This window comes from Sphingomonas yunnanensis (genome assembly GCF_019898765.1).
Lineage (GTDB): Bacteria > Pseudomonadota > Alphaproteobacteria > Sphingomonadales > Sphingomonadaceae > Sphingomonas > Sphingomonas yunnanensis.
The window spans coordinates 110,899-129,230 of record NZ_JAIOKB010000002.1 but is presented as its reverse complement, the minus strand read 5'-3'; the positions used below and the strand labels follow the sequence as shown (position 1 = coordinate 129,230).

The following is an 18,332-nucleotide window of genomic DNA, read 5'->3' as shown; positions in this document are numbered from 1 at the left end:
CGATTGCCACAAAAAGGTTCACGAAACGATATGCGCAGCCGTGGGCGCATTGTCTAGTGGGAGATGGCCCTGTGGCCGCGCTGGGGTGCGGAGCCCGGCCCCGTATACGAGGTCGTGGATCGCACTAGCGAGCCTTGCCATCGGACTGCAGGTGTAGCTTCATAGCGGCAAGATTTGCCACGTCTTCAGAACCCACAACCGCGACCGCTTCACGCCCCCTCGGACCAATGGCTTGTCGAACAAGCGGCGAGGACTCAAGCCATTTTGCCGCGTGCCGCCGGATCGGTTCCAGCATCGTTTCAACTTTGGAAATCATGGTTTCCAACCGATCCCTCGCCGTTTGCAGGGCGCGTCGCTCAACCTCTGCGGCTTGCGCGATTTCCATGACGCGCGTGTGCTCCGCCCGGATTTCCTGCCTTACGGCACTGGCCGCATCCTCTTTTCGGCGCAGGATTTCTTCCCTCATCACGATAAGTTCGCGTGCTTCCTTTGCCTCGGTCTCCGCAATGAGCCTGATCCTCGCTACGTAATCATTTGCCTCGCGCTTGATGCGCTCAGCCTCTTTGTGAGCTTCCTCTGTCACGTCGATCTGTCTCATGAACTCTCTCCCCAACTTATTCGATAAGTCGGCCTGTTCGGCCTGCCACTCCTTCAACGGCTTGTGCCTCGTCGTGCCCGCTGGCCGGTCCTCCCCGCGCACCAAGCCGAAGCTCGCCATGCGTCCGGCGTAGTCGGTTACGATCGCCTTCATGGCGTTCGGCCCCGGCAACATCTTCTCGGTCGAAAGCCGCCACGCGGGGCCGGCGTCGTCTCCCTTCTCCCGTCCATCTTGGCGGAATTGAGCCGGGACGATCAGCGCATGCACATGCGGCGAGGCCTCATCTTGGTGAAACACGACGGAGGCGATCAGGTGCTCGCCGAACCGCGATCGTAAATAGGCGAGCTGATCCGCCTTCCATGCTTCGATAACGTCCAAAGTGGCGCCGGATGGGATGATGCCGGATCGCCATCCATGTGAAGACCACCATTCCGGCGACGCCCCAAGGATGACCTCGATGGCTACGTTGCCGTTCTTGCGGACCTTGGCGATACCCAACCGGTCCATAACGCTCGTCACGTCTCTCCAGGGCTTCTTCGTTCCGACCATGATCTCGACCGGCGGCGCGCCCTTGTTGGCATTCGGAGTCTCGATCCCCCGCGCGTTGTGCAAGCCTGTCGCGACGAGGTGGCGACCAGCCTTGATCTTCTGATGCCGAATGATCGCGAACGCTTTCATAATCCTCTCCTATGACGGGTATCATGATACCCGTCATAGTCAGCCATGGGAATCACCCCGTCGGTCATTTCGCGACGAGGGGTTGCGAAGCAACTCCGTCACTCAGGACGGAATTACGCGAGCCTAATTCCCCTTCGCCGAGGTGGCTGCACCCCCTGGACCCCGCCAATCGCCCTAGCGGGCGAGCGCCTTGCCCTCCGACGCCCAGCCGTGCGGGGCGGCGTCTCCGGGCAAGGCGCAAGGACGACTGCTATGCCCAAATCGTTGTTGATATGTTCCGGGAACGCGCCTATATTGATTCTTGCCGCCGAGGGGCATTGTTCCCGGACCTGATATGTCGCGAGGCATATCTTGTAGAGCGGTCATTGACCCCAGGCACCAGCAGCCTGCGGAAATCACGTCGCGCTCGCAACACGTAACCGTGGGGCCTCCCGAAGAACGACCGCATCGCGGCACGGGTCGAGGATCAAAGGCGGATCGGCTCTGCGGCGCTTGCGACCGAGAAGAAAAGTTTGGGGGCATCAGACGTCTCCTGCTTATTGGCTGCGTGAGCCATAGATCGGGATGACGTCGCCTCTTCTCGGTGACGAACATGTCTCCAACTGCCGAAGCACCGCAAGGTGAACCGACGACGCTCGACAGTGGTGGTCGTCGGTCCTCTCTGCGCGATACCCTTCGAAGCCAGATTGCGGCGTTTAAAGCCACGTCCGCGACCATCATAATCGTGCCTTACGCGGACCCGAATCCCGACCGTCTCTCCGATCGGGAGGACAGCCGATGACCCGACTTCGCCTCGGGCCCAACGATCAAGGACCCCCATCCTATAACATGGGGGTCACTTCGCGCGTTACGTTCCCCTGGAAGGCCAAAAAAGACCAGGAGGATGACCGTCAGGTCACCTCCTGCACCTTCGACTGGTATCAGGCCACGCTACCCGGTGATGATCGTCAGACCGGCCCGCAGTATGTGCGGAAGGTCTCCGAGATGCTGGCGGATCATCTCAAGCCGTTCCAGTTGCGCCATGTCGATAGCGGCACGTCCGGCTACCAGAAGCGCACCGAGTTCGTGGACAATCGCGGCGGCGTCGAACTGACCATCCTGCACGGTGGCAATCCGAAACCGAATGTGAAGGCCACGTCCCGACACGCGGCGCCGTTCGCCGAGTTGCTGCGCCGCCTCCAACCGGATCACCGCGTCACCAGGATTGACGCTGCCATCGACTTCGCTGGTCCCGAAGTGTGGGGCGCGGCGCTGAAGACCTGCCAGCTGGTGATGGACGTGCGCGGCATGGATTCCGGGCTGCTAATGAAGCCCGACAATCCCCTGAAAGGCGCGACCTACTATATGGGGAGCCGCAATTCCCCCGTCATGGCTCGCCTGTACCAGAAGGGCTTTGAGCAACTCGGGAGGTTCCCAGACTGCGGCGCCGACCCGGAATGGGTCCGCCTGGAGCTGCAAGTGCGGCCGCAGAAGGACGCCAAGACCACCTTCGCGACCAAGACTGCGGAGGAAACGTGGGGCGCAACGAAGTGGTCGCGCCACCTGATCGGCGTGTTCTCGGGCGGAGCGTGGCAGCCGGAGGGCATCCGAGTGGCTCCGCGCACCGAAACCGAGTGGGAACGCACTCACCGCTTCATGACCGGCCAGTATGCGCGGCACATGTTCGAGGGGGCAAGCTCGCCCGCGACAACCTCATCGTGCCCGGCCGCGCCGCAAGCTGGCGTGAAGGACTGCGCCTCTTCTTCGCCGAGATGGAAGAGGAGGTCGCTGCCATCATCCGCGAGCGGATCAAGGCTGGCGACTGGACCCCAAACGATCGTGGCTCTTACGACGTGCAGGGGCCGGCAATCCTGGGATGGGAGGCGTCGTGATGGCGTCGCTCCCCGACCTCGACCGCCGCTTCTCCCGGAAGATCGAAGCAGGCAAGGGCATCCAGCTTTCGGCGGATGACCTTGACCTGTTCGTATCGACCGGAGCCTATGACGTGTTCCGCCAGGCCGTTGCCGAATACCAGAGGACCCAATGCCAGCAACGAAACGCCCGAAACCGATCTACCAGCGCGGCCAGTTCGCCCTCTACGAACGGCCAGGGCGCAACCTCGAGATCGTCTGGTATGACCACGAGCGACAGCGTGAGCGAAGCGCAAGCGCGGCTACGCGCGATCCTGAAGCCGGGCGGCTAGCCGTCGATCGGAAGTTCCTCGAATCAGAGGGTGCGCACCATTGCCCGACCTGTGGTCGGGCATGGGAGGCGTCGGGCAGTCCGCTACTGTTGTCGCTCATCGCCGACTACCTCTTGCTGTCGGCGGGTAAGGCTGGCGAGAAGTCCGCGAGGACCCGGCTCGGTCACGTCGTGCGCTACATCAACACGAAGAATCCAGCGATGACCGCCGCCCAGGCGGACGAGAAGTTCGCCAATGCCTTCCGCGAGTGGCTCGGCGCGGAGAAGATCACCGGTGGCTCGCGGGGCGGAGAGGAACGGCACCGGGCGTTGTCCTCGATCGAGGGAGCGTTGATGCAGCTTGCGGCAGCCATTAACGCCACGCCCGGGCAGAAGGCTGGATTCGCTGTCATCCAGCAAAAGGAGGTTTCGGCATCGCCGCAGTATCGTGCCGACGTCCGAACGATTGCCGCCATGTTCAACTACTGCCTCCGGCCCGACGACAAGTCGGTTCGGCACTGGCGCAACCCCGACGAGATCAACGCGAACCTCGTCGCTCGACGCATTGAGGAGCGCGCGAACCTGTTGCGCTATCTCCGCGCGGCCGTCGCCACATGGGCGCGTCCTGATGCGCTCTACGACCTCCGCAAGCGGCAGTGGCACTCAGCGTCGGGCGTCCTCGACCTCAACCCGCCCAACCGGCGACAGACGCGGAAGCATCGACCCAAGGTGCCAATCGCACGGCAGTTCGCTCCGTACTTGAATGACATGGGCGATGTCTGGCTGCCGGTGGCGTCGATCCGCGCAGCCTGGGACCGCATGGCGACTACGATCGGGCTGCCCGAGCATGGGGAGGCGGGCGAGAAGCTCATTCGTCGCAGCATGGCGACGATCGCGCGCGGGCGGATCGGGGAGGCCCAGTGGCAGCAGGGCAAGATGATGCTTGGACACGTCCGCGCCGACATCTCCGATATCTACGCTATCCGGGACATAGCCAACTTGGGACTGGCCCTCGCGGCGGCCGAATCCATCATCGAAGAGGTCGAGTCGCTCGCTCCCGGAGCATTTTGCCGCGAGTTTACCGCAACGGCTGGGAGGCTGACTGTCGCGGCCTAGTGCCTAAGTCGTTCAGAATGCTTCGAAAAATCGTGGAGCGGGTGAAGGGAATCGAACCCTCGTCGTAAGCTTGGGAAGCTTCTGCTCTGCCATTGAGCTACACCCGCGAATCAACGACTTAGCGCCGATCTGACCGCTCGCGAGCCGCCGGTTTACAATTCCGGTTTACAGACCCCGTGCGATACGGCGGCCAAGTGCCACACTCCTCGGGTGGTCGTCAACGTAGATCGTCCGAATCCTTCGGACATCCGCGGGCGACCAGGCCATGATGTCGGCGATTTCCTCGTCAGTCAGATCGGTCGTGGTCATCAGCCGTGTCACGAAGGTACCGCGGACATCGTGAAGGTGCTTGCGGCGGGTTCGAGGAGGTTTGTCCTTCTCCGGCACGTCAATATGAACAACACCGGCCTTCTCTACGATCCTCGTGACCTCGTGGGTAAGGGTGTCGAGGTTCCAAGGTTGCCGCGAGCGCGTCACCGATATCGTTTCCACGCCAGGATCTCTATGGCGGTTTCGAAGGTCCGCAAGTACGGCGTCTAGGGCGGGGATCCGCGGGATCGTGGCAAAGCGGCGCTTCCCCCCGCTTCGCTTGGCTGTTTCCTTGACCAGGGTGAATTCACGAACGCTGGCCCAAGTCAGCCATGCGAGATCGTCGCGACGCAGACCTGTTGCGGCGTCAAGGCTTATCGCATCGACCACGGGTCGATCGTCCGGCTCTGCGGCCGCTTCGAAGGCATTTAGATCGTCTTCCGTCCAGACGATGTCGGCACGCTGACCATTCTCATACAGCTTCGTGATTTCATTGGCGACGTCACGGCTGCGAAGCGCATTCTGCATCCCGAACTTGAGCAGTGCTTGGAGAACGGTGATGCCGTTGTCGGCAGCGCGAGGCGTGTCCCGGCGGCTGTTTCTCCAGGCGATGACCTCTTGGGTCATGCGCGGATCATCGAACACCGCCAGCGGCACAGACCCCCATTTTTCCCCGAATTTGTTGAGGGCAGAACCCCAAGTCTTCTTGGTGTTGGCGGCAAGCCGTTCCCATTCGGGGCTTGATGCTCGATCGGGATGTTCGGATCGCCACATACGGATCAACGACAGCAGCGTGTTGGAGTTCGGCGCTCGTTCCATCTCGCGCATCTGAAGAGCTCGGTTGATCGCATCGATCGCGTCTGGCGTCAGCTTAGGCTGGCGGCGATCCTCAGCGGACGGAGAGCGGCATCCTGGGCGCGGCCCGGTTGAACGACACGTCGTCGAGCAGATCCTCGTGACGACCGGTGGCGCGGACGGTGAGCGTGTTGATCGCCGGCACGACGAGCCCACCTCTGTTGAGGAAAACGAGAGCATTGTTTGAGGATTTTGGCCCACCTGCTCGGTGGGCCAAAACAGTCGTCACACGTGGCGGCGCCAAAGCCCCGAATGAGATGTCTTGGCGCCCTCACTGCGATCTTCGCTACACTCGCAATGCAAATATGCCTGCGGCTGATTTGCGGTATTGCGCCTCCCTTTTCTGGTGGGCCGACGTTGGCATTATTGGCCCACCCAGCACGGGTGAACTGAGGATCATTTCTGCCGATCCTCGCCCACCCACCCACGTCGATGGGAAGTGGGCCAAAAAAGGCCGGCGCACCAACGATCAATCACGTCATTGACTGATGCTGTGAAGCCTTGCGTGTCCGCGGCGTCATGGAATCGGCGACCGAGTTTCCGCACGGTCTGGATAGAAATGGGAATGCCTAGGCCGTGGAAGCACCACCGCTGTCTGAGGGTCGTCATCTCGACAGAATGACGACCCCTCAGACACTCAGGCGACCGCGTAGCGCGCCGCTGGCGTGGGATTGCGGAACTTGGGCGCGAGGTCACGGCGCTCCTGCCCCCGGCGGGTCCACGCGTCGCCTTCGTGGAGACCCGGGATCGTGACGAGCTCGCCCTGGTCAAGTCCGGCCAGCGCCGCGTCGACCAGATCGGCCGCCTGCATGTTGATCTCGGCCGTCTTCTGCGGCGCATAGCCGGCAACGTCCCTGCAGTTTGTGGCGGTCGCGGCGGGCAGGACGGTCTGGAAGCGGACGCCCTTGTCGGCGAGGTCCTTCTGCAAGAATGGCCGAGGCTCAGCACGTAGGACTTCGATGCGCGGTAGACGCCGTTCAGCGCCTCGACCGAGATCCCGACAACGGATGATATGTTGATGATCGTGCCGGCGCCAGGCTTCATCTCCATGACGTGAAGCCGGTTGCACACGTCGAGCGCAGGATCGCGTTCCAGCGCCGGGATACCGATCGGCCAGGCGGCGACTACGGACGCTTCGACACGCTGTTCGGGATGGGCCGCGCCGACCTTGCCCCCGCCGGGCTCTACAATGCCATCATCCGCAGCAACCTCGTCAGTCCCGGCGTGCGGGTCGAAGCCGCGCCCGACAAGCGGACCGAACTGATGCCCTCTCTCCGTCGTTCTGGCTGGCGGCTCGCCAGGACGCGTTCTCCTTTACTGGAGTGCGCGACGCGACCGGCCGATCTGGCTCGTTCGTAGGCACGCCGTTCAACGGGCGGGTGCGACATCAGCGGTCGCAGGCATTGCGCCTCGAATCTGACGCCGTTGTGTTCGCGAAGCGCAGGTTCCTCGGGACGGCACCGAACGCAATGCCAGAACGTCGGACAAGATATATGTCGCTCAACGCGATCGCAGTTTTTTAGCGGGAGTGAAGCGGCCGAGAAGCGGACATCGGTTGAAGCGCCAGCATTGGCATAGGCGCACCCGGGTCACCATATGCGTCAGGTCAGGAGAGGCAGATGGCCGGCGGTTGGGCGCGCGATGGCGCGGTGCAGGATCAGATCGATGATTCCGTGGCGGACGCAGTGTCGGCCGCACGCGCCAGCATGCCAAGTGGAACGGGTGAACCGTTCTGTACACTCTGCGGCGGCGACATCCCCGAAGGTCGACGTCGGGCGCTGCCAGGAGTGCGGACCTGCGTGACGTGTCAGAGCGGCCGCGACCGGCCTCTTGCCGCTACGTTCAACCGGCGGGGAAGCAAGGACAGTCAGCTGCGGTGACGATCTTCCAGGTTGTGGTGCATCGGTGCGGCGTTCAGACATTGTTCTGCGGTTCTGATAGAGCATAGCGGCTATCGATCTCGGCCATCGTGTCGCCAAGCGACGGGGCAACCCGCTGGGCGAGCGGCTCCCATTTACGGCGATCGACGGTGTATCGCCCAATGCCGTCCGGTTGCACCGCGATGCCGGCGCGTTCGAATGTCTTGATCGCAGCAACGTAGGTCAGTCGCGACCGCCACGTCTCACTCGAATCCGACGTGTGATGCTCGACGGATGGGAAGTTTCGGTCGAGGGTTTTAAGCAGCATGAAGGCCCCCTGCCGCAGCGCGCAAACAGGCGCGGACTTTACAAGAGTTCCGTAGCGGTGCGGGTCGAGCCCGGTAGCGATCAGCGTTGTCAGATCGAGGAGGACGAAGGTGAAGCGGGAAACGGCATAGCGCGGCTCTTCGAAGCGGAAGTAGAACAAGAGCGGGTAAAAATGATGTGCTTCCTTCGTCGCTGCGAGCGACTGGACGAGATTGCCGAGTTCGCTCGCGGCGCCGTCGGGATCGCCATCGGGCATCAGCCTCGCCAGCATGGCCGCGGCATCGCCCGTCCCGTCTGTCATCAGGTCGATCGTCAACGCCAGCGCATTGCGCTCTCGAAGTGCCGAATAGACCTGGACGAGGTAGCTCAGCACCAGGCTCAGCACCGACGCACCGATCAGCGAGTTGCTCAGGAAGAGGATGCGCGTGGCGGACGTGTGCGGGCTGTAATCGCCGCCGCCCACTATCGAAAGGCTGTTGCCGGCCACGAGGAGCGCCGTGACGAAGTCTGTGGAGGCGCTGCCCGTCGAGGGCCGGATCGCGGTGCCAAGTTCGGGCTGGATGACGAGCGCCGCACCGATTGTCAGGCCGAACGCCCAGAAGCCGATCAGCAGGACGACGATCACCGGGCCGGCGAACGACAGGAGCGCCCTTCGCCGACGGCCGGACAGCCGGGCCGCGGCGCGCATCGAAGCCCATACCGCGCGGTTCCAGTGTGGCGCGAGCAGCCCCGTGCCAGCCCGGGCGTAGAGGACCGTGAGGAAGATGTCGGCGAGGAACAGCAGCATCAGCGCTGCCCCAACGAACTGTTCAGGCTTCATGGCCGACTTCTCCTCCGGACCTGCCGCAGCGGCGACGCCCAGCCCCACGGCGAGTATGGAAAGCTGCGTGGGCGCGATCGACATCTCCAGCCTACAGCATCGGGAGCCGCCGTGGCCGAGGACCGAGCGGGAATGCCGCATCAATCCGGGCACGTTCGGCTTCCGTCAGGATCAGCGCGCCGGCGCCCGCATTGTCGGCGGCGTGCTCCGCGCTCGATGCCTTCGGGATCGTGAAAGTCGATGGCCGCCGCACGAGGAAGCGGAGCGCCACCTGACGCATCGTCGCGCCGTGGCTTGCGGCGATCTCCGCCAGCACGCGGCCGCCGGGCGAGCCTGGATCGGGGAAGTTTCCGTGACCGAAGGGGCTGTAAGCGACCGTGGCAACGCGATGCTCCTCGCACCAGGGCAATACGGCGTGCTCGATCGCGCGCTCCTCCAGATGGTAGAGCACCTGGTTGCAAGCGATGCGCCCCTTGCCGCCGGCTGCCCAGGCCGCTTCGAGATCGGGGACGTCGAAGTTGCTCACCCCCCAGGACAGGATCTTGCCCTGCTCGCGCAGCCGCTCGAAGGCTTCGAACGTATCTTCCAGCGGGTATGAGCCCGGCCAGTGCAGGAGGTAGCAGTCCAGATGGTCGGTGCGCAGCCGAGCGAGCGAGCGCTCGCAGGCCGCGACGGTACCTGACAGCGAGGCGTTGTTCGGGAGCACCTTTGAGACGAGGAACACCGCGTCGCGCCGGCCTGCGATCGCCTCGCCCACCACAAGCTCGGCGTCGCCGTACATCTCGGCGGTGTCGATGTGCGTCATGCCGAGGTCGACACCCCGGCGCAGGGCGGCAATGGCGGAGGGTCGGTGCGCGTCGTCAATGTACCAGGTCCCTTGACCGATGACCGGAACGTCGCGCGGCACGGACCCAAAGGGTCGCTGCTCCATGCCCTTCAATCCCGGCGCGGACAATGCGCGCTGCGATGCGCCAGCTGCGGAGGCGGGCGTCACGTCACCGCCGCTTGCGACGACCACGCGGCCGCGAACAGGTCGATCATCTTTTCGTCTCCCGTAACGAGCTGTTGCGCCGAGATCGGCTCTCGTCTTTTCGAACGCTTGGAGGCTCTGCAGGCTCTATACCGGCTGCTTCTCTGCGACGACATCAAGACGCTCGATCGTGGGCTTCTGGAAGAGAACACCCGTGTTCTCTTCGAGCGCCTTCGCGACCTCACCCGACAGATGCGCCTCACGCCCGTCTTCATCGGGAAAGGCATCGAAGATCCCGAACGACGAGGGTCCGAACTGGACCCCGAACCACCTGACGGTCTTCGGCTCCCCTTCGACGATCGACAACCCCTGGTTCAAGAAGCCGCGAACGTCGCCCTCCTTGCCGGGAAGGGCTTCGAGGCGGACCAGAACCGCCTTGCTGACATGTGTCGCCATCTCGAATCCTCTCCTTGCTCGTGTGTCATTGTAGTGATCAGAATGCGGCGGCTGCCGCCTCGGCGACCGTCTGATCCTGCTCGCCGCTGCCCCCGCTCACGCCGACGGCCCCGACGACCTGACCGTCGTGGCGGAGCGGAATCCCGCCGGCGAAGATCATCACCCTGCCATGGTTGGAATCCTGGATGCCGTAGAATTGCTGTCCCGGCTGAGCGTTTTCGCCCAGATCCTTGGTGGCGATGTCAAAGGCGCGCGCGGTGAAGGCCTTGTTGATCGAGATGTCGATGCTGCCCACCCAGGCGTGGTCCATGCGGATGTGGGAAACGAGGTTGCCGCCCGCGTCGACCACGGCCACGTTGCTGGGCGACCCGATCTCGCCAGCCTTGGCCTGACCGGCGGCGATAACGCGACTAGCGTCCTCGAGAGATACGGAAAGTTGGCTGATGGTCATGGCGTCCTCACTGGGTTGATCGCTTGAGGCTTGATCGGTTGGCCTTCACGGATGCCGCGTCGCACTCCCCTCAATGCGCCACAATTGCGTCGTGAGGCGGGGGCCGTTCTCCGGCTTGAACCAGCTCATGTCCTGGATGCGCGAGCTGGTGACGTAGATCGTGCCGTCGGGTCCCTCGGAGAAAGTGTCGGGCCAGCGTAGCCGCTTGTCCCGAACGAGGGTGGCGACGCTGTCGCCATCACGAACATGCACCGCGTCCTGCTCGATCGCGCTGAGGTACATGCGCCCCCGACGGTCGATCCACAGCCCGTCGGTAGGCTCGGTCACGCCGGCACTTTGCACCCGAGCTTCGAGCAACTCTTCGGACAGACGCGGGTCATCCAGAGCCTCGGTCGAGATGCGATAGAGCGTGCGACCGGTCAGCGCCTTCCAGTAGAGCGTACGGCCGTCCTCAGACAGCGCGATGCTGTCGGCAGCGAACTCGACTCCTCGGCCGTCCGGGCGGCGCACCTCACGGCCATCGGTTTTCACTACCACGTTCTTCTCAGGCTGCGTGCTAGGGTGGCCATCAAGGACGCGGCGAGCGTTGCCGGTCTGCAGATCGACCACGACGAGCGCGCCTTTGGCACCGGCGTCGGTGAGATAGGCATGCCGCCCATCTGGCGAAAACCGCCCATCGTTGAGATAGCTGCCCTGCGGTGCGACGGTCTCGTCGAGGCGGATCACCTGCGCGACCGTGTTCGTCTTCAGGTCGATCCTGACGAGCTTGGGCCCACCCTGGACGACGGCTGCGGTTGCCGGCGCAGCGGGATCGACGACCCACAGATTGCCGCGCGCGTCGGCTACAACGCTCTGGACGCACACGAAATGATCCCCGGCGGACATCTGGTTCTTGCTGGCATTGCGCCAGGCATTCCATGCGCCATCCGGGTAAGGCCTGATCCGGCCGTCGCGCATCACCTCTGCGACGGAGATCGGCGCATCCTCCGTCCAGCGAGGAAAGTTGACGAAGATGCGGCCTTCCGGGGAGACGGTCACTCCGGTCACCTGATGCTCGAAGCTGGCGACCTGCTCGAGGCGCGCCGTTCCTGCCGCTGGAGCAGTTCGCTGCTGTGCGAGGGAGGCGGTAGCAACAATCGTTACCGCCACGGCGGCGGACGCGACCCTTAGCCCGGCCATGATTGCCTCTCCGTAGGACGGGTGCGGACGATGATGGCGGCTCATGGCGCGAACACCGCGCGCACGCAGCCGTCTTCCTTGTGCTTGAACATGTGATACCCCCTAGGGCTGTCCTCGAGCGAGAAGCGGTGGGTGGCGAGCGCGGCGGGCGTCAGCTCGCCGCGCTGCGCGTGCTCCAGCAGCCGCGGGACATAGGCCTGCCCGTGCTGCTGCGCGGTCCGCACGGTGACGCCCTTGTTCATGAGCAGGCCAAGCGGGAACTTGTCCATCAGCCCGTAGACGCCGAGGATCGACAACGTGCCGCCCTTGCGCACCGCCAGCATCGCCTCGCGCAGCGCGGTGCCGCGGTCGGTCTCCAGGTAGAGCGCCTGCTTGACCCGGTCATACGCTTGCTGGAGCCCGGTGCCGCCCGCTTCCATGCCGACCGCGTCGATGCACGCGTCGGGGCCGCGCCCGCCGGTCAGCTCCTTCAGCGCGTCGATGACATCGACCTTGGTGTAGTCGAGGGTCGTGGCGCCGAACGCGGCGGCCTGTGCGAGCCGTTCGGGGTAGCGGTCGATGGCGATCACGCGCTCGGCACCGAGGATCATCGCGCCCTGCTGCGCCATCAGGCCGACGCCGCCGCATCCCCATACGGCTACCACGTCGCCGCGCTGGATGTTGCAGAAGTCCGCACCCATAAACCCGGTCGGCGCAGCGTCCGAGATGAACAGGGCGGTTTCGTCGGACACACCGTCGGGCACGACGAAGCAGTCTGTGTCGGCGAACGGCACGCGGATGTATTCGGCGTGGCTGCCGGCATAACCGCCAAAGGCATGCGAATAGGCGTAGATGCCGGCGGTCGGATAGCCGAGCAGCGGCTCCTGCAGCTCGGGTTTGGGGTGTGTCGTGTCGCACAGCGAGTAGAGATCGTGCGCGCAGTACCAGCAATTGCCGCAGGCGATGAACGACGGCACCACCACACGGTCGCCCTTCTTGACCTTCATCACGCCGCGGCCGACGTCGACGACCTCGCCCATGAACTCGTGGCCGAGCACGTCGCCGGCCTTCATTGTCGGGATGAGGCCGTCGATCAGGTGCAGGTCCGACCCGCAGGTCGTCGACAGCCGGACCTTCAGGATCACGTCGTTAGGGTTGATGATCTCGGGATCCGCGACCGTCTCGACGCGGAGATCGTTAACGCCGTTCCAGCAGAGTGCGCGCATGGGTCTTCTCCTACCGGTCAGTGCCGCCGTTGCGGGCGGCGGGCTGGTGATCGGTGGTCGGGATCTCGCCGGTGAGCGCCAGCGCGCGGAACCGGTAGAGCGCGGTCAGCACGATCTCGCGCGGGACGATGCGGAACAGCTTGACCGCGGCTTCGCCGACGATGCCGCCGGGCGGATCGAAGCGTATGTCGAGGTGCAGCTCAGTACCGCGGTCTCCGGGTGCCGGGCGAAACCGCAGACTGCCCGCGTTCGCGACGTCGGCGCCGTCGAGGGAGGTCCAACGCAGCGCGTCGGCAGCGCTCGCGTCCGTCTGCGTCTGCCATCGATACTCGCCGCCCGCCGGACCGTGCGCGACCCAATCGGCGGCACCATCGCCCGATGCCGTCACGTTGGCGAAATGCGCCCAGATACGCGACTGTGTGTCCGGCTGAAGCCAGAGCGTGCGAAGTTCCTCGGCGGGTCTGCCGATCGTGACTCCAGCGCGTGCAGAAGCGTCGAGCGCCGCTTGGGCGGCGGGAGCGTTCATGACGCGAGCGCCGGCAGCGCGTCTGCTACCGTGCCCTCCGCGCGGTAGTCCGCCGGTATCTGGAAGTCCTTTCGGGCCAGACCGCGAGAAGCCTCGGCACCCCGCGGCAGGCCGCTGCGATCCGAATAATCGCGGTCGCTGCCCGGCTCGCGGCGGTGGGCAGCCTTCACGCTCTTGTAGGCGACGACGTCGAGCAAGGTGATCCCGACGATCATCGCGGTCGCGATGGCGGCGTTGCTGCGCTTCGGATTGTCGGGATGCAGCGCGGTGGCAAGCGTCGCCAGATCAAGGCCGTCGCCCCCGATCCGCGCCGCCAGCCCGACGGGCTTGTCGATCGACAGTGTCGGCACGGCGCTCGCGAGTTCGCGGGCACCGTACGCACGGATCAGCCCTTCCTTGCCCTCGAGACCGAGAGTGCGGGCGATGCGGCCCGGCGCGACGAGCTCGGCGATACCGAGCCCGACCGAGAACCAGCCAAGCGCGCGTGCCAGCCGGTCGGGACCGGTCAGCGAGCTTGGTCCTTTGCGCTCGACACGGGGATCGCCTTCCGATCGGGCGATGCCTGAGATGTTGGTGAGTGGCATGGGATGCGTCCTTCAGGGCTGGAGCATGACCTTGATGCAGCCGTCCGCCTTGTCGCGGAACGTGGCGTACATCTCGGGGCCTTGGGAAAGCGCGACCTTGTGCGTGATGACGAACGACGGATCGATCTGCCCGTCCTCGATCCGGCGCAGCAGGTCGCCGGTCCAGCGGGGCACGTGCGCCTGCGCCATGCGGAAGGTCAGGCCCTTGTTCATCGCCATCCCCATCGGGATCTTGTCGACGAGACCGAGATAGACGCCGATGATCGAGATGACGCCAGCGGGGCGACAGACGAAGATCATCTCGCGCAACACGTGCGGCCGATCGTTCTCCAGCATCAGCATCTGCTTGGCGCGATCAACGATGGTGTCGGGCTGGCCGAAGCCGACATGGCTTTCGGCGCCGACCGCATCGATACATTTGTGTGGGCCGAAGCCACCGGTCAGCTCGTTCAGCCGCTCGACCACGTTCTCCTCGTCGAAATTGATCGTGATCGCGCCGGCGGCGGCCGCCATCGACAATCGCTCCGGCAGATGATCGATGGCAACGACCTGTTCGGCACCGAGCAGGATGGCCGACCGGATCGTCATCTGGCCGACCGGGCCGCAGCCCCACACCGCCACCGTGTCGCCGGGCTGGATGTCCGCCTGCACCGCCGCCTGCCAGCCGGTCGGCAGGATGTCCGACAGGAACAACAGTTTCTCGTCGTCGATGCCGTCGGGCACCTTGATGTGCGTCGTGTCGGCGAAGGGTACGCGCAGATATTCGGCCTGTCCGCCGGGATAGCCGCCCGTGAGATGAGTGTAGCCGAACAGACCCGCCGTCCGGTGACCGAACGCCTTGTCGCCAAGTTCGCCCTTTCGGTTTGTCCGCTGGCAGACCGAGAAATTGCCGCGGCGGCACTGGTCGCACTCGCCGCATTGGATGGTGAAGGGAATGACGACGCGGTCGCCCTTCTTCAGCTTGCCCTTCGCGCCGCTGCCGACCTCGACGACCTCGCCCATGGTCTCGTGACCCATGATGTCGCCGGGCAGCATCGCGGGGACGAGATTGTGGAAGAGATGCAGGTCGGAGCCGCAGATTGCGCAGCTCGTGACCCTGATTATGGCATCGCGGGGCTCTTCGATCGCAGGATCGGACACCGTGTCGTAACGGATGTCCTCCTTGCCGTGCCAGACTAGGGCCTTCATGCCGGTCTCCTCGGTTAAGCGACGGGATCTAAGCGCTTATTTTCCCATGCCGGACATGCGGGTGATCCCTAGGGAACATCCCGGATCGCCGAACGGTTGGCGCTTGGCCAGCAAGCCGTGAGGAGGACTGGCACCATGACCGAGACGACATCGCCAGCGATCGTGTCGCAAGGCAGCGAGAGCGCGCCTTTCACGGCCAAACTTCCGCGCCAGCTCCGCTTACTTGAAGCTTACCTCTCGTCAATCTCCGATTTCGTCTACGCTTTCGATCGCACGCGCCGTTTCGTTTATGCCAATCCCGCCATGCTTGCTCTGTTCGGCCTGTCGTGGGACGAGATGATCGGTAACACTTTCGTCGATCTTAACTATCCCACAGATCTGGCTAACCTCCTCAACGGCCATATCGATCGCATCTTTGCAGAGGGCGTGACGGTCGAGGATGAAGTTTTCTATGACACCCCGTCGGGGCATGCCGCCTACTTCTCCTATCGTTGGGGTCCTGTGCGTGGCGAGGACGGCACCATCGAGCAGGTCATCGGCGTCTCGCGCGACACCAGTGAACGGCGCGCCTTCGAAGATGCGCTTCAAAAGAGCGAAGCCCGCTTGCGCGCCGCCACCGAGCTCGTCGGCCTCGGCATATATGCCTGGGACCCGATGACCGGCGCGCTCGAATGGGATGCGCGGCTGCGCGAGATGTGGGGGTTGCCCGCCGACGCGACAGTTAACACCCAGGTCTACGAGGCCGGCATCCATCCCCGCGATCTGCCGCGCGTACATGCGGCGATCGCCGCGTGCGTCGATCCGGCCGGGGATGGTCGCTACAGCATCGAATACCGCGTGATCGGGCGGGACGACGGGGTCACGCGCCACATCGCCACGTCGGGCCAGACGACCTTCAGCGACGGCCAGCCAGCCGGCTTCGTCGGTGCAGCCATCGACATGACCGCGCGACGCAACACCGAGGCGGCGATCCGGGCGAGCGAAGCGCAGTTCCGCAGCTTCGCCGCGCACAGCAGCAACCTCATCTGGATCGGAGATCCGGTTGCTAATACGATCATCTATCGCAGCGCTGCGTTCGAGCGCATCTGGGGCACCCCCTGCGCCGAGGGACCTACCGACCTCGGCGAATGGATGAAGAACGTACACCCCGACGATCGATCGCAGGTCGAGCATGCCCTCGCCTCCGTCAAAGCCGGCGAAGTGGTACAGTTCGAGTATCGGATCGCACGACCGGCCGATGGGTCGACGCGCTGGCTTCGAGATACCAGCTTCCCGATCCCCGATGATGCGGGCGCGATCACCCGGATCGGCGGCGTTACCGAGGACCTGACGCGGGAGGACGTTCGACAAGCCTATATCGTTGGCGCCCAGGCGAGTGCGGTTCGCAAGTTGGCCGGCTTCGTCCGGGGCCTCGGCTACCGCGTGCGCACCTTCGACGACGCTTCCGCCATACTCGACATCGCACCAGTCCTTTCGCCTGGTTGCGTGCTCGTGGATGTTCGCATGAGCAAGGCCGATGGCTTGGCCATACCCCGCGAACTGAAAGCGCGCTCAATCACGCTGCCGACGATCGTGCTGGATGCGCCCGCCATGGACGCCGCAGCCGGCGTTGCCGCGATGAAGGCCGGAGCCGTGGACTATGTCGCCGTCACGGACGATGCTGCCTTCCACGCCGCGCTAGAGATCGCGATGACTGAATGCCACGGTCCGACGCGTCCTCCGACGCGCGATGAGAACGCCGGTGCCCGCGTTGCACGCCTGTCGTCGCGCGAGCGCGAAGTTCTCGTCGGTCTCGTGGAAGGGGGCACCAACAAGGTCATCGGTCAGAAGCTCGGCATCAGCCCGCGCACCGTCGAATTGCACCGCGCGCAGGTCATGAACCGTGTCAACGCTCGGACCCTGAGCGAGCTTCTACAGATCGCGATGGCTGCAGGGATCGTACCGGCAACGCAGAGTGGGCCCGCCTCTTACTGATGCGCCCAAACGGCGTAGATCTTTCGGCAAGTCAGACGCGCCCTGATGGCCCCTCATCGATGTGTGTTGACCGGCATCCGCAGCTCGAACGCCTTCGATCCCGATGGGGGCGGGATGAAAAGTCCGCCGATGGATGCCATCAACCGCTTCGCCAACCCCATACCCAGCCCCTTGGTGCTACCCGCCGTCTCCACGAACGGACGTCCATCGTCTTCCACGATGATCACCAGATCGCCACCGCCATTCCTTCCGATCCATATGCGGATAATTCCCGAAGCGCCGTCCTGGAACGCATGCTTGATTGCGTTCGTGGTCAGCTCGTTCACGACGAGAGCAAGCGTAGTCGTATGCGTTGCCGATAGATCGCGTGCCTCGTCTTGAACCTCCAGCGAGATGAGGATCGACCGGGGCTCCGCCTGCGACTGCAACGCCTCGCAAACCTGCCGGATCGTCCCTTCGAGGCTTGATGTGCGACCGCGATGTTGAGCGCTGCGCACACGCGCAAGGATCGCAACCCGCTCCATCACCTCGGCCAACGCCTCACGGGTCTCGAGAGTTACAGCTTGCCGGCTCTGCAGTGCCAGCAGGCCTACAACTAGCTGGAGGTCGTTGCTGCATCGATGGTTCGTCTCGCGAAGCAGCAAGTCGTCGTTTTGGCCGGCCCGACGAGCGACAGCGGACATCGTGGACATGTTGCTCGCCATTTTGATCAAATCCCCAATCCGATGTCAGAGGCCGGTGGTTGCACCTTCTATCTGGCTGGCGCATGCGGCCCTAAATTTTGGTAAGCTCGGCTCTACTGTTCCGCCGCCAAAATGTGATTAAGCGTGGACGTCATTGTTACAGGCTGTTGGTGGAATACCGTGAAAGCGTCTGCGTCATCCACCTCGCTAGAAACCTAGTCGTCTTTGGAGGGTGCGCGATCAACACGGAATTAGGAGGATACCTACGTAGTTCCCCGTTGATTCGAGCCCTCCGTGCGACAAGTCAGAGCTCAAGGCAGTTAACCTCGTGACCCACAACACGACATTCAGCGGTCGTTTCGCGCTCCCCCAGTTCGGACGTCCATTCATGTTC

At 64.0% G+C, this 18,332-nt stretch carries 18 protein-coding genes and 1 tRNA gene; 5 read left to right on the top strand and 14 right to left on the bottom strand.

All coding sequences use genetic code 11. From position 1 onward, the window contains the following. Positions 1 to 124 precede the first annotated feature (124 nt). Positions 125 to 1,276, bottom strand: a complete 1,152-nt coding sequence (locus K7957_RS06805; protein ID WP_223011242.1) for a plasmid recombination protein — start codon at positions 1,274 to 1,276, stop codon at positions 125 to 127. Between the two features lie 777 nt (positions 1,277 to 2,053). On the opposite strand from K7957_RS06805, the gene K7957_RS06800 reads away from it, so the two are divergent. Both K7957_RS06800 and K7957_RS06795 read left to right on the top strand, forming a co-directional pair. Further along, positions 2,054 to 3,226, top strand: coding sequence for a replication initiation factor domain-containing protein (locus K7957_RS06800; RefSeq protein ID WP_223011241.1), 1,173 nt, complete (start codon positions 2,054 to 2,056; stop codon positions 3,224 to 3,226). A 72-nt stretch (positions 3,227 to 3,298) separates the two neighbouring features. After that, complete coding sequence (locus K7957_RS06795; protein ID WP_223011240.1) at positions 3,299 to 4,552, top strand: hypothetical protein; 1,254 nt, start codon at positions 3,299 to 3,301, stop codon at positions 4,550 to 4,552. A 33-nt stretch (positions 4,553 to 4,585) separates the two neighbouring features. Here K7957_RS06795 and K7957_RS06790 read toward each other — a convergent pair. The 3 genes from K7957_RS06790 to K7957_RS06780 all read right to left on the bottom strand — a co-directional run bounded on the left by K7957_RS06790 (position 4,586) and on the right by K7957_RS06780 (position 6,644). Beyond that, positions 4,586 to 4,659: transfer RNA gene (locus tag K7957_RS06790), tRNA-Gly, on the bottom strand. A 58-nt stretch (positions 4,660 to 4,717) separates the two neighbouring features. After that, positions 4,718 to 5,689 (bottom strand): site-specific integrase, encoded by a 972-nt coding sequence (locus tag K7957_RS06785; RefSeq protein ID WP_223011239.1) that lies wholly within the window; start codon positions 5,687 to 5,689, stop codon positions 4,718 to 4,720. Between the two features lie 664 nt (positions 5,690 to 6,353). Continuing rightward, entirely contained in the window at positions 6,354 to 6,644 is a 291-nt protein-coding gene (locus K7957_RS06780) for a hypothetical protein (RefSeq protein ID WP_223011238.1), read from the bottom strand. 125 nt (positions 6,645 to 6,769) lie between these two features. Between K7957_RS06780 and K7957_RS06775 the strand changes: the two genes are divergently transcribed. Beyond that, positions 6,770 to 7,075 (top strand): hypothetical protein, encoded by a 306-nt coding sequence (locus K7957_RS06775; RefSeq protein ID WP_223011237.1) that lies wholly within the window; start codon positions 6,770 to 6,772, stop codon positions 7,073 to 7,075. A gap of 260 nt (positions 7,076 to 7,335) precedes the next feature. Continuing rightward, on the top strand, positions 7,336 to 7,596 hold the full coding sequence (locus K7957_RS06770) for a DksA/TraR family C4-type zinc finger protein (protein ID WP_223011236.1): 261 nt from the start codon (positions 7,336 to 7,338) through the stop codon (positions 7,594 to 7,596). A 34-nt stretch (positions 7,597 to 7,630) separates the two neighbouring features. Here the strand turns inward: K7957_RS06770 and K7957_RS06765 are convergent, their stop codons facing one another. The 9 genes from K7957_RS06765 to K7957_RS06725 form a co-directional block, all read right to left on the bottom strand. Beyond that, positions 7,631 to 8,806, bottom strand: a complete 1,176-nt coding sequence (locus K7957_RS06765) for an ion channel (RefSeq protein WP_223011235.1) — start codon at positions 8,804 to 8,806, stop codon at positions 7,631 to 7,633. Between the two features lie 7 nt (positions 8,807 to 8,813). Then, complete coding sequence (locus K7957_RS06760) at positions 8,814 to 9,653, bottom strand: aldo/keto reductase (protein ID WP_223011234.1); 840 nt, start codon at positions 9,651 to 9,653, stop codon at positions 8,814 to 8,816. A gap of 186 nt (positions 9,654 to 9,839) precedes the next feature. Further along, complete coding sequence (locus tag K7957_RS06755; protein ID WP_223011233.1) at positions 9,840 to 10,148, bottom strand: putative quinol monooxygenase; 309 nt, start codon at positions 10,146 to 10,148, stop codon at positions 9,840 to 9,842. A 37-nt stretch (positions 10,149 to 10,185) separates the two neighbouring features. After that, on the bottom strand, positions 10,186 to 10,599 hold the full coding sequence (locus tag K7957_RS06750; protein WP_223011232.1) for a GlcG/HbpS family heme-binding protein: 414 nt from the start codon (positions 10,597 to 10,599) through the stop codon (positions 10,186 to 10,188). A 45-nt stretch (positions 10,600 to 10,644) separates the two neighbouring features. Continuing rightward, complete coding sequence (locus tag K7957_RS06745) at positions 10,645 to 11,778, bottom strand: SMP-30/gluconolactonase/LRE family protein (RefSeq protein ID WP_246616827.1); 1,134 nt, start codon at positions 11,776 to 11,778, stop codon at positions 10,645 to 10,647. A 41-nt stretch (positions 11,779 to 11,819) separates the two neighbouring features. Beyond that, entirely contained in the window at positions 11,820 to 12,983 is a 1,164-nt protein-coding gene (locus tag K7957_RS06740; RefSeq protein WP_223011231.1) for a zinc-dependent alcohol dehydrogenase, read from the bottom strand. A 10-nt stretch (positions 12,984 to 12,993) separates the two neighbouring features. Beyond that, positions 12,994 to 13,509 (bottom strand): SRPBCC family protein, encoded by a 516-nt coding sequence (locus K7957_RS06735; protein ID WP_223011230.1) that lies wholly within the window; start codon positions 13,507 to 13,509, stop codon positions 12,994 to 12,996. Then, positions 13,506 to 14,093, bottom strand: a complete 588-nt coding sequence (locus K7957_RS06730) for a hypothetical protein (protein WP_223011229.1) — start codon at positions 14,091 to 14,093, stop codon at positions 13,506 to 13,508. Before K7957_RS06730 ends, K7957_RS06735 begins: the two co-directional genes overlap by 4 nt. Before the next feature lie 12 nt (positions 14,094 to 14,105). Continuing rightward, positions 14,106 to 15,281, bottom strand: a complete 1,176-nt coding sequence (locus K7957_RS06725; protein ID WP_223011228.1) for a zinc-dependent alcohol dehydrogenase — start codon at positions 15,279 to 15,281, stop codon at positions 14,106 to 14,108. Positions 15,282 to 15,416: 135 nt separating this feature from the next. On the opposite strand from K7957_RS06725, the gene K7957_RS06720 reads away from it, so the two are divergent. Next, positions 15,417 to 17,255: a PAS domain-containing protein gene (locus tag K7957_RS06720; protein ID WP_223011227.1), complete on the top strand. Its 1,839-nt coding sequence runs from the start codon at positions 15,417 to 15,419 to the stop codon at positions 17,253 to 17,255. 53 nt (positions 17,256 to 17,308) lie between these two features. Here the strand turns inward: K7957_RS06720 and K7957_RS06715 are convergent, their stop codons facing one another. After that, complete coding sequence (locus K7957_RS06715; RefSeq protein ID WP_246616826.1) at positions 17,309 to 17,947, bottom strand: sensor histidine kinase; 639 nt, start codon at positions 17,945 to 17,947, stop codon at positions 17,309 to 17,311. Positions 17,948 to 18,332 lie beyond the last annotated feature (385 nt).

Bases quoted from the DNA above. Each gene is read 5' to 3' on its own strand.
- K7957_RS06805 (WP_223011242.1), bottom strand. From the start codon at position 1,276: ATGAAAGCGTTCGCGATCATTCGGCATCAGAAGATCAAGGCTGGTCGC.
- K7957_RS06800 (WP_223011241.1), top strand. From the start codon at position 2,054: ATGACCCGACTTCGCCTCGGGCCCAACGATCAAGGACCCCCATCCTAT.
- K7957_RS06795 (WP_223011240.1), top strand. From the start codon at position 3,299: ATGCCAGCAACGAAACGCCCGAAACCGATCTACCAGCGCGGCCAGTTC.
- K7957_RS06785 (WP_223011239.1), bottom strand. From the start codon at position 5,689: ATGCGCGAGATGGAACGAGCGCCGAACTCCAACACGCTGCTGTCGTTG.
- K7957_RS06770 (WP_223011236.1), top strand. From the start codon at position 7,336: ATGGCCGGCGGTTGGGCGCGCGATGGCGCGGTGCAGGATCAGATCGAT.
- K7957_RS06765 (WP_223011235.1), bottom strand. From the start codon at position 8,806: ATGTCGATCGCGCCCACGCAGCTTTCCATACTCGCCGTGGGGCTGGGC.
- K7957_RS06760 (WP_223011234.1), bottom strand. From the start codon at position 9,653: ATGGAGCAGCGACCCTTTGGGTCCGTGCCGCGCGACGTTCCGGTCATC.
- K7957_RS06755 (WP_223011233.1), bottom strand. From the start codon at position 10,148: ATGGCGACACATGTCAGCAAGGCGGTTCTGGTCCGCCTCGAAGCCCTT.
- K7957_RS06750 (WP_223011232.1), bottom strand. From the start codon at position 10,599: ATGACCATCAGCCAACTTTCCGTATCTCTCGAGGACGCTAGTCGCGTT.
- K7957_RS06745 (WP_246616827.1), bottom strand. From the start codon at position 11,778: ATGGCCGGGCTAAGGGTCGCGTCCGCCGCCGTGGCGGTAACGATTGTT.
- K7957_RS06740 (WP_223011231.1), bottom strand. From the start codon at position 12,983: ATGCGCGCACTCTGCTGGAACGGCGTTAACGATCTCCGCGTCGAGACG.
- K7957_RS06735 (WP_223011230.1), bottom strand. From the start codon at position 13,509: ATGAACGCTCCCGCCGCCCAAGCGGCGCTCGACGCTTCTGCACGCGCT.
- K7957_RS06730 (WP_223011229.1), bottom strand. From the start codon at position 14,093: ATGCCACTCACCAACATCTCAGGCATCGCCCGATCGGAAGGCGATCCC.
- K7957_RS06725 (WP_223011228.1), bottom strand. From the start codon at position 15,281: ATGAAGGCCCTAGTCTGGCACGGCAAGGAGGACATCCGTTACGACACG.
- K7957_RS06720 (WP_223011227.1), top strand. From the start codon at position 15,417: ATGACCGAGACGACATCGCCAGCGATCGTGTCGCAAGGCAGCGAGAGC.
- K7957_RS06715 (WP_246616826.1), bottom strand. From the start codon at position 17,947: ATGTCCACGATGTCCGCTGTCGCTCGTCGGGCCGGCCAAAACGACGAC.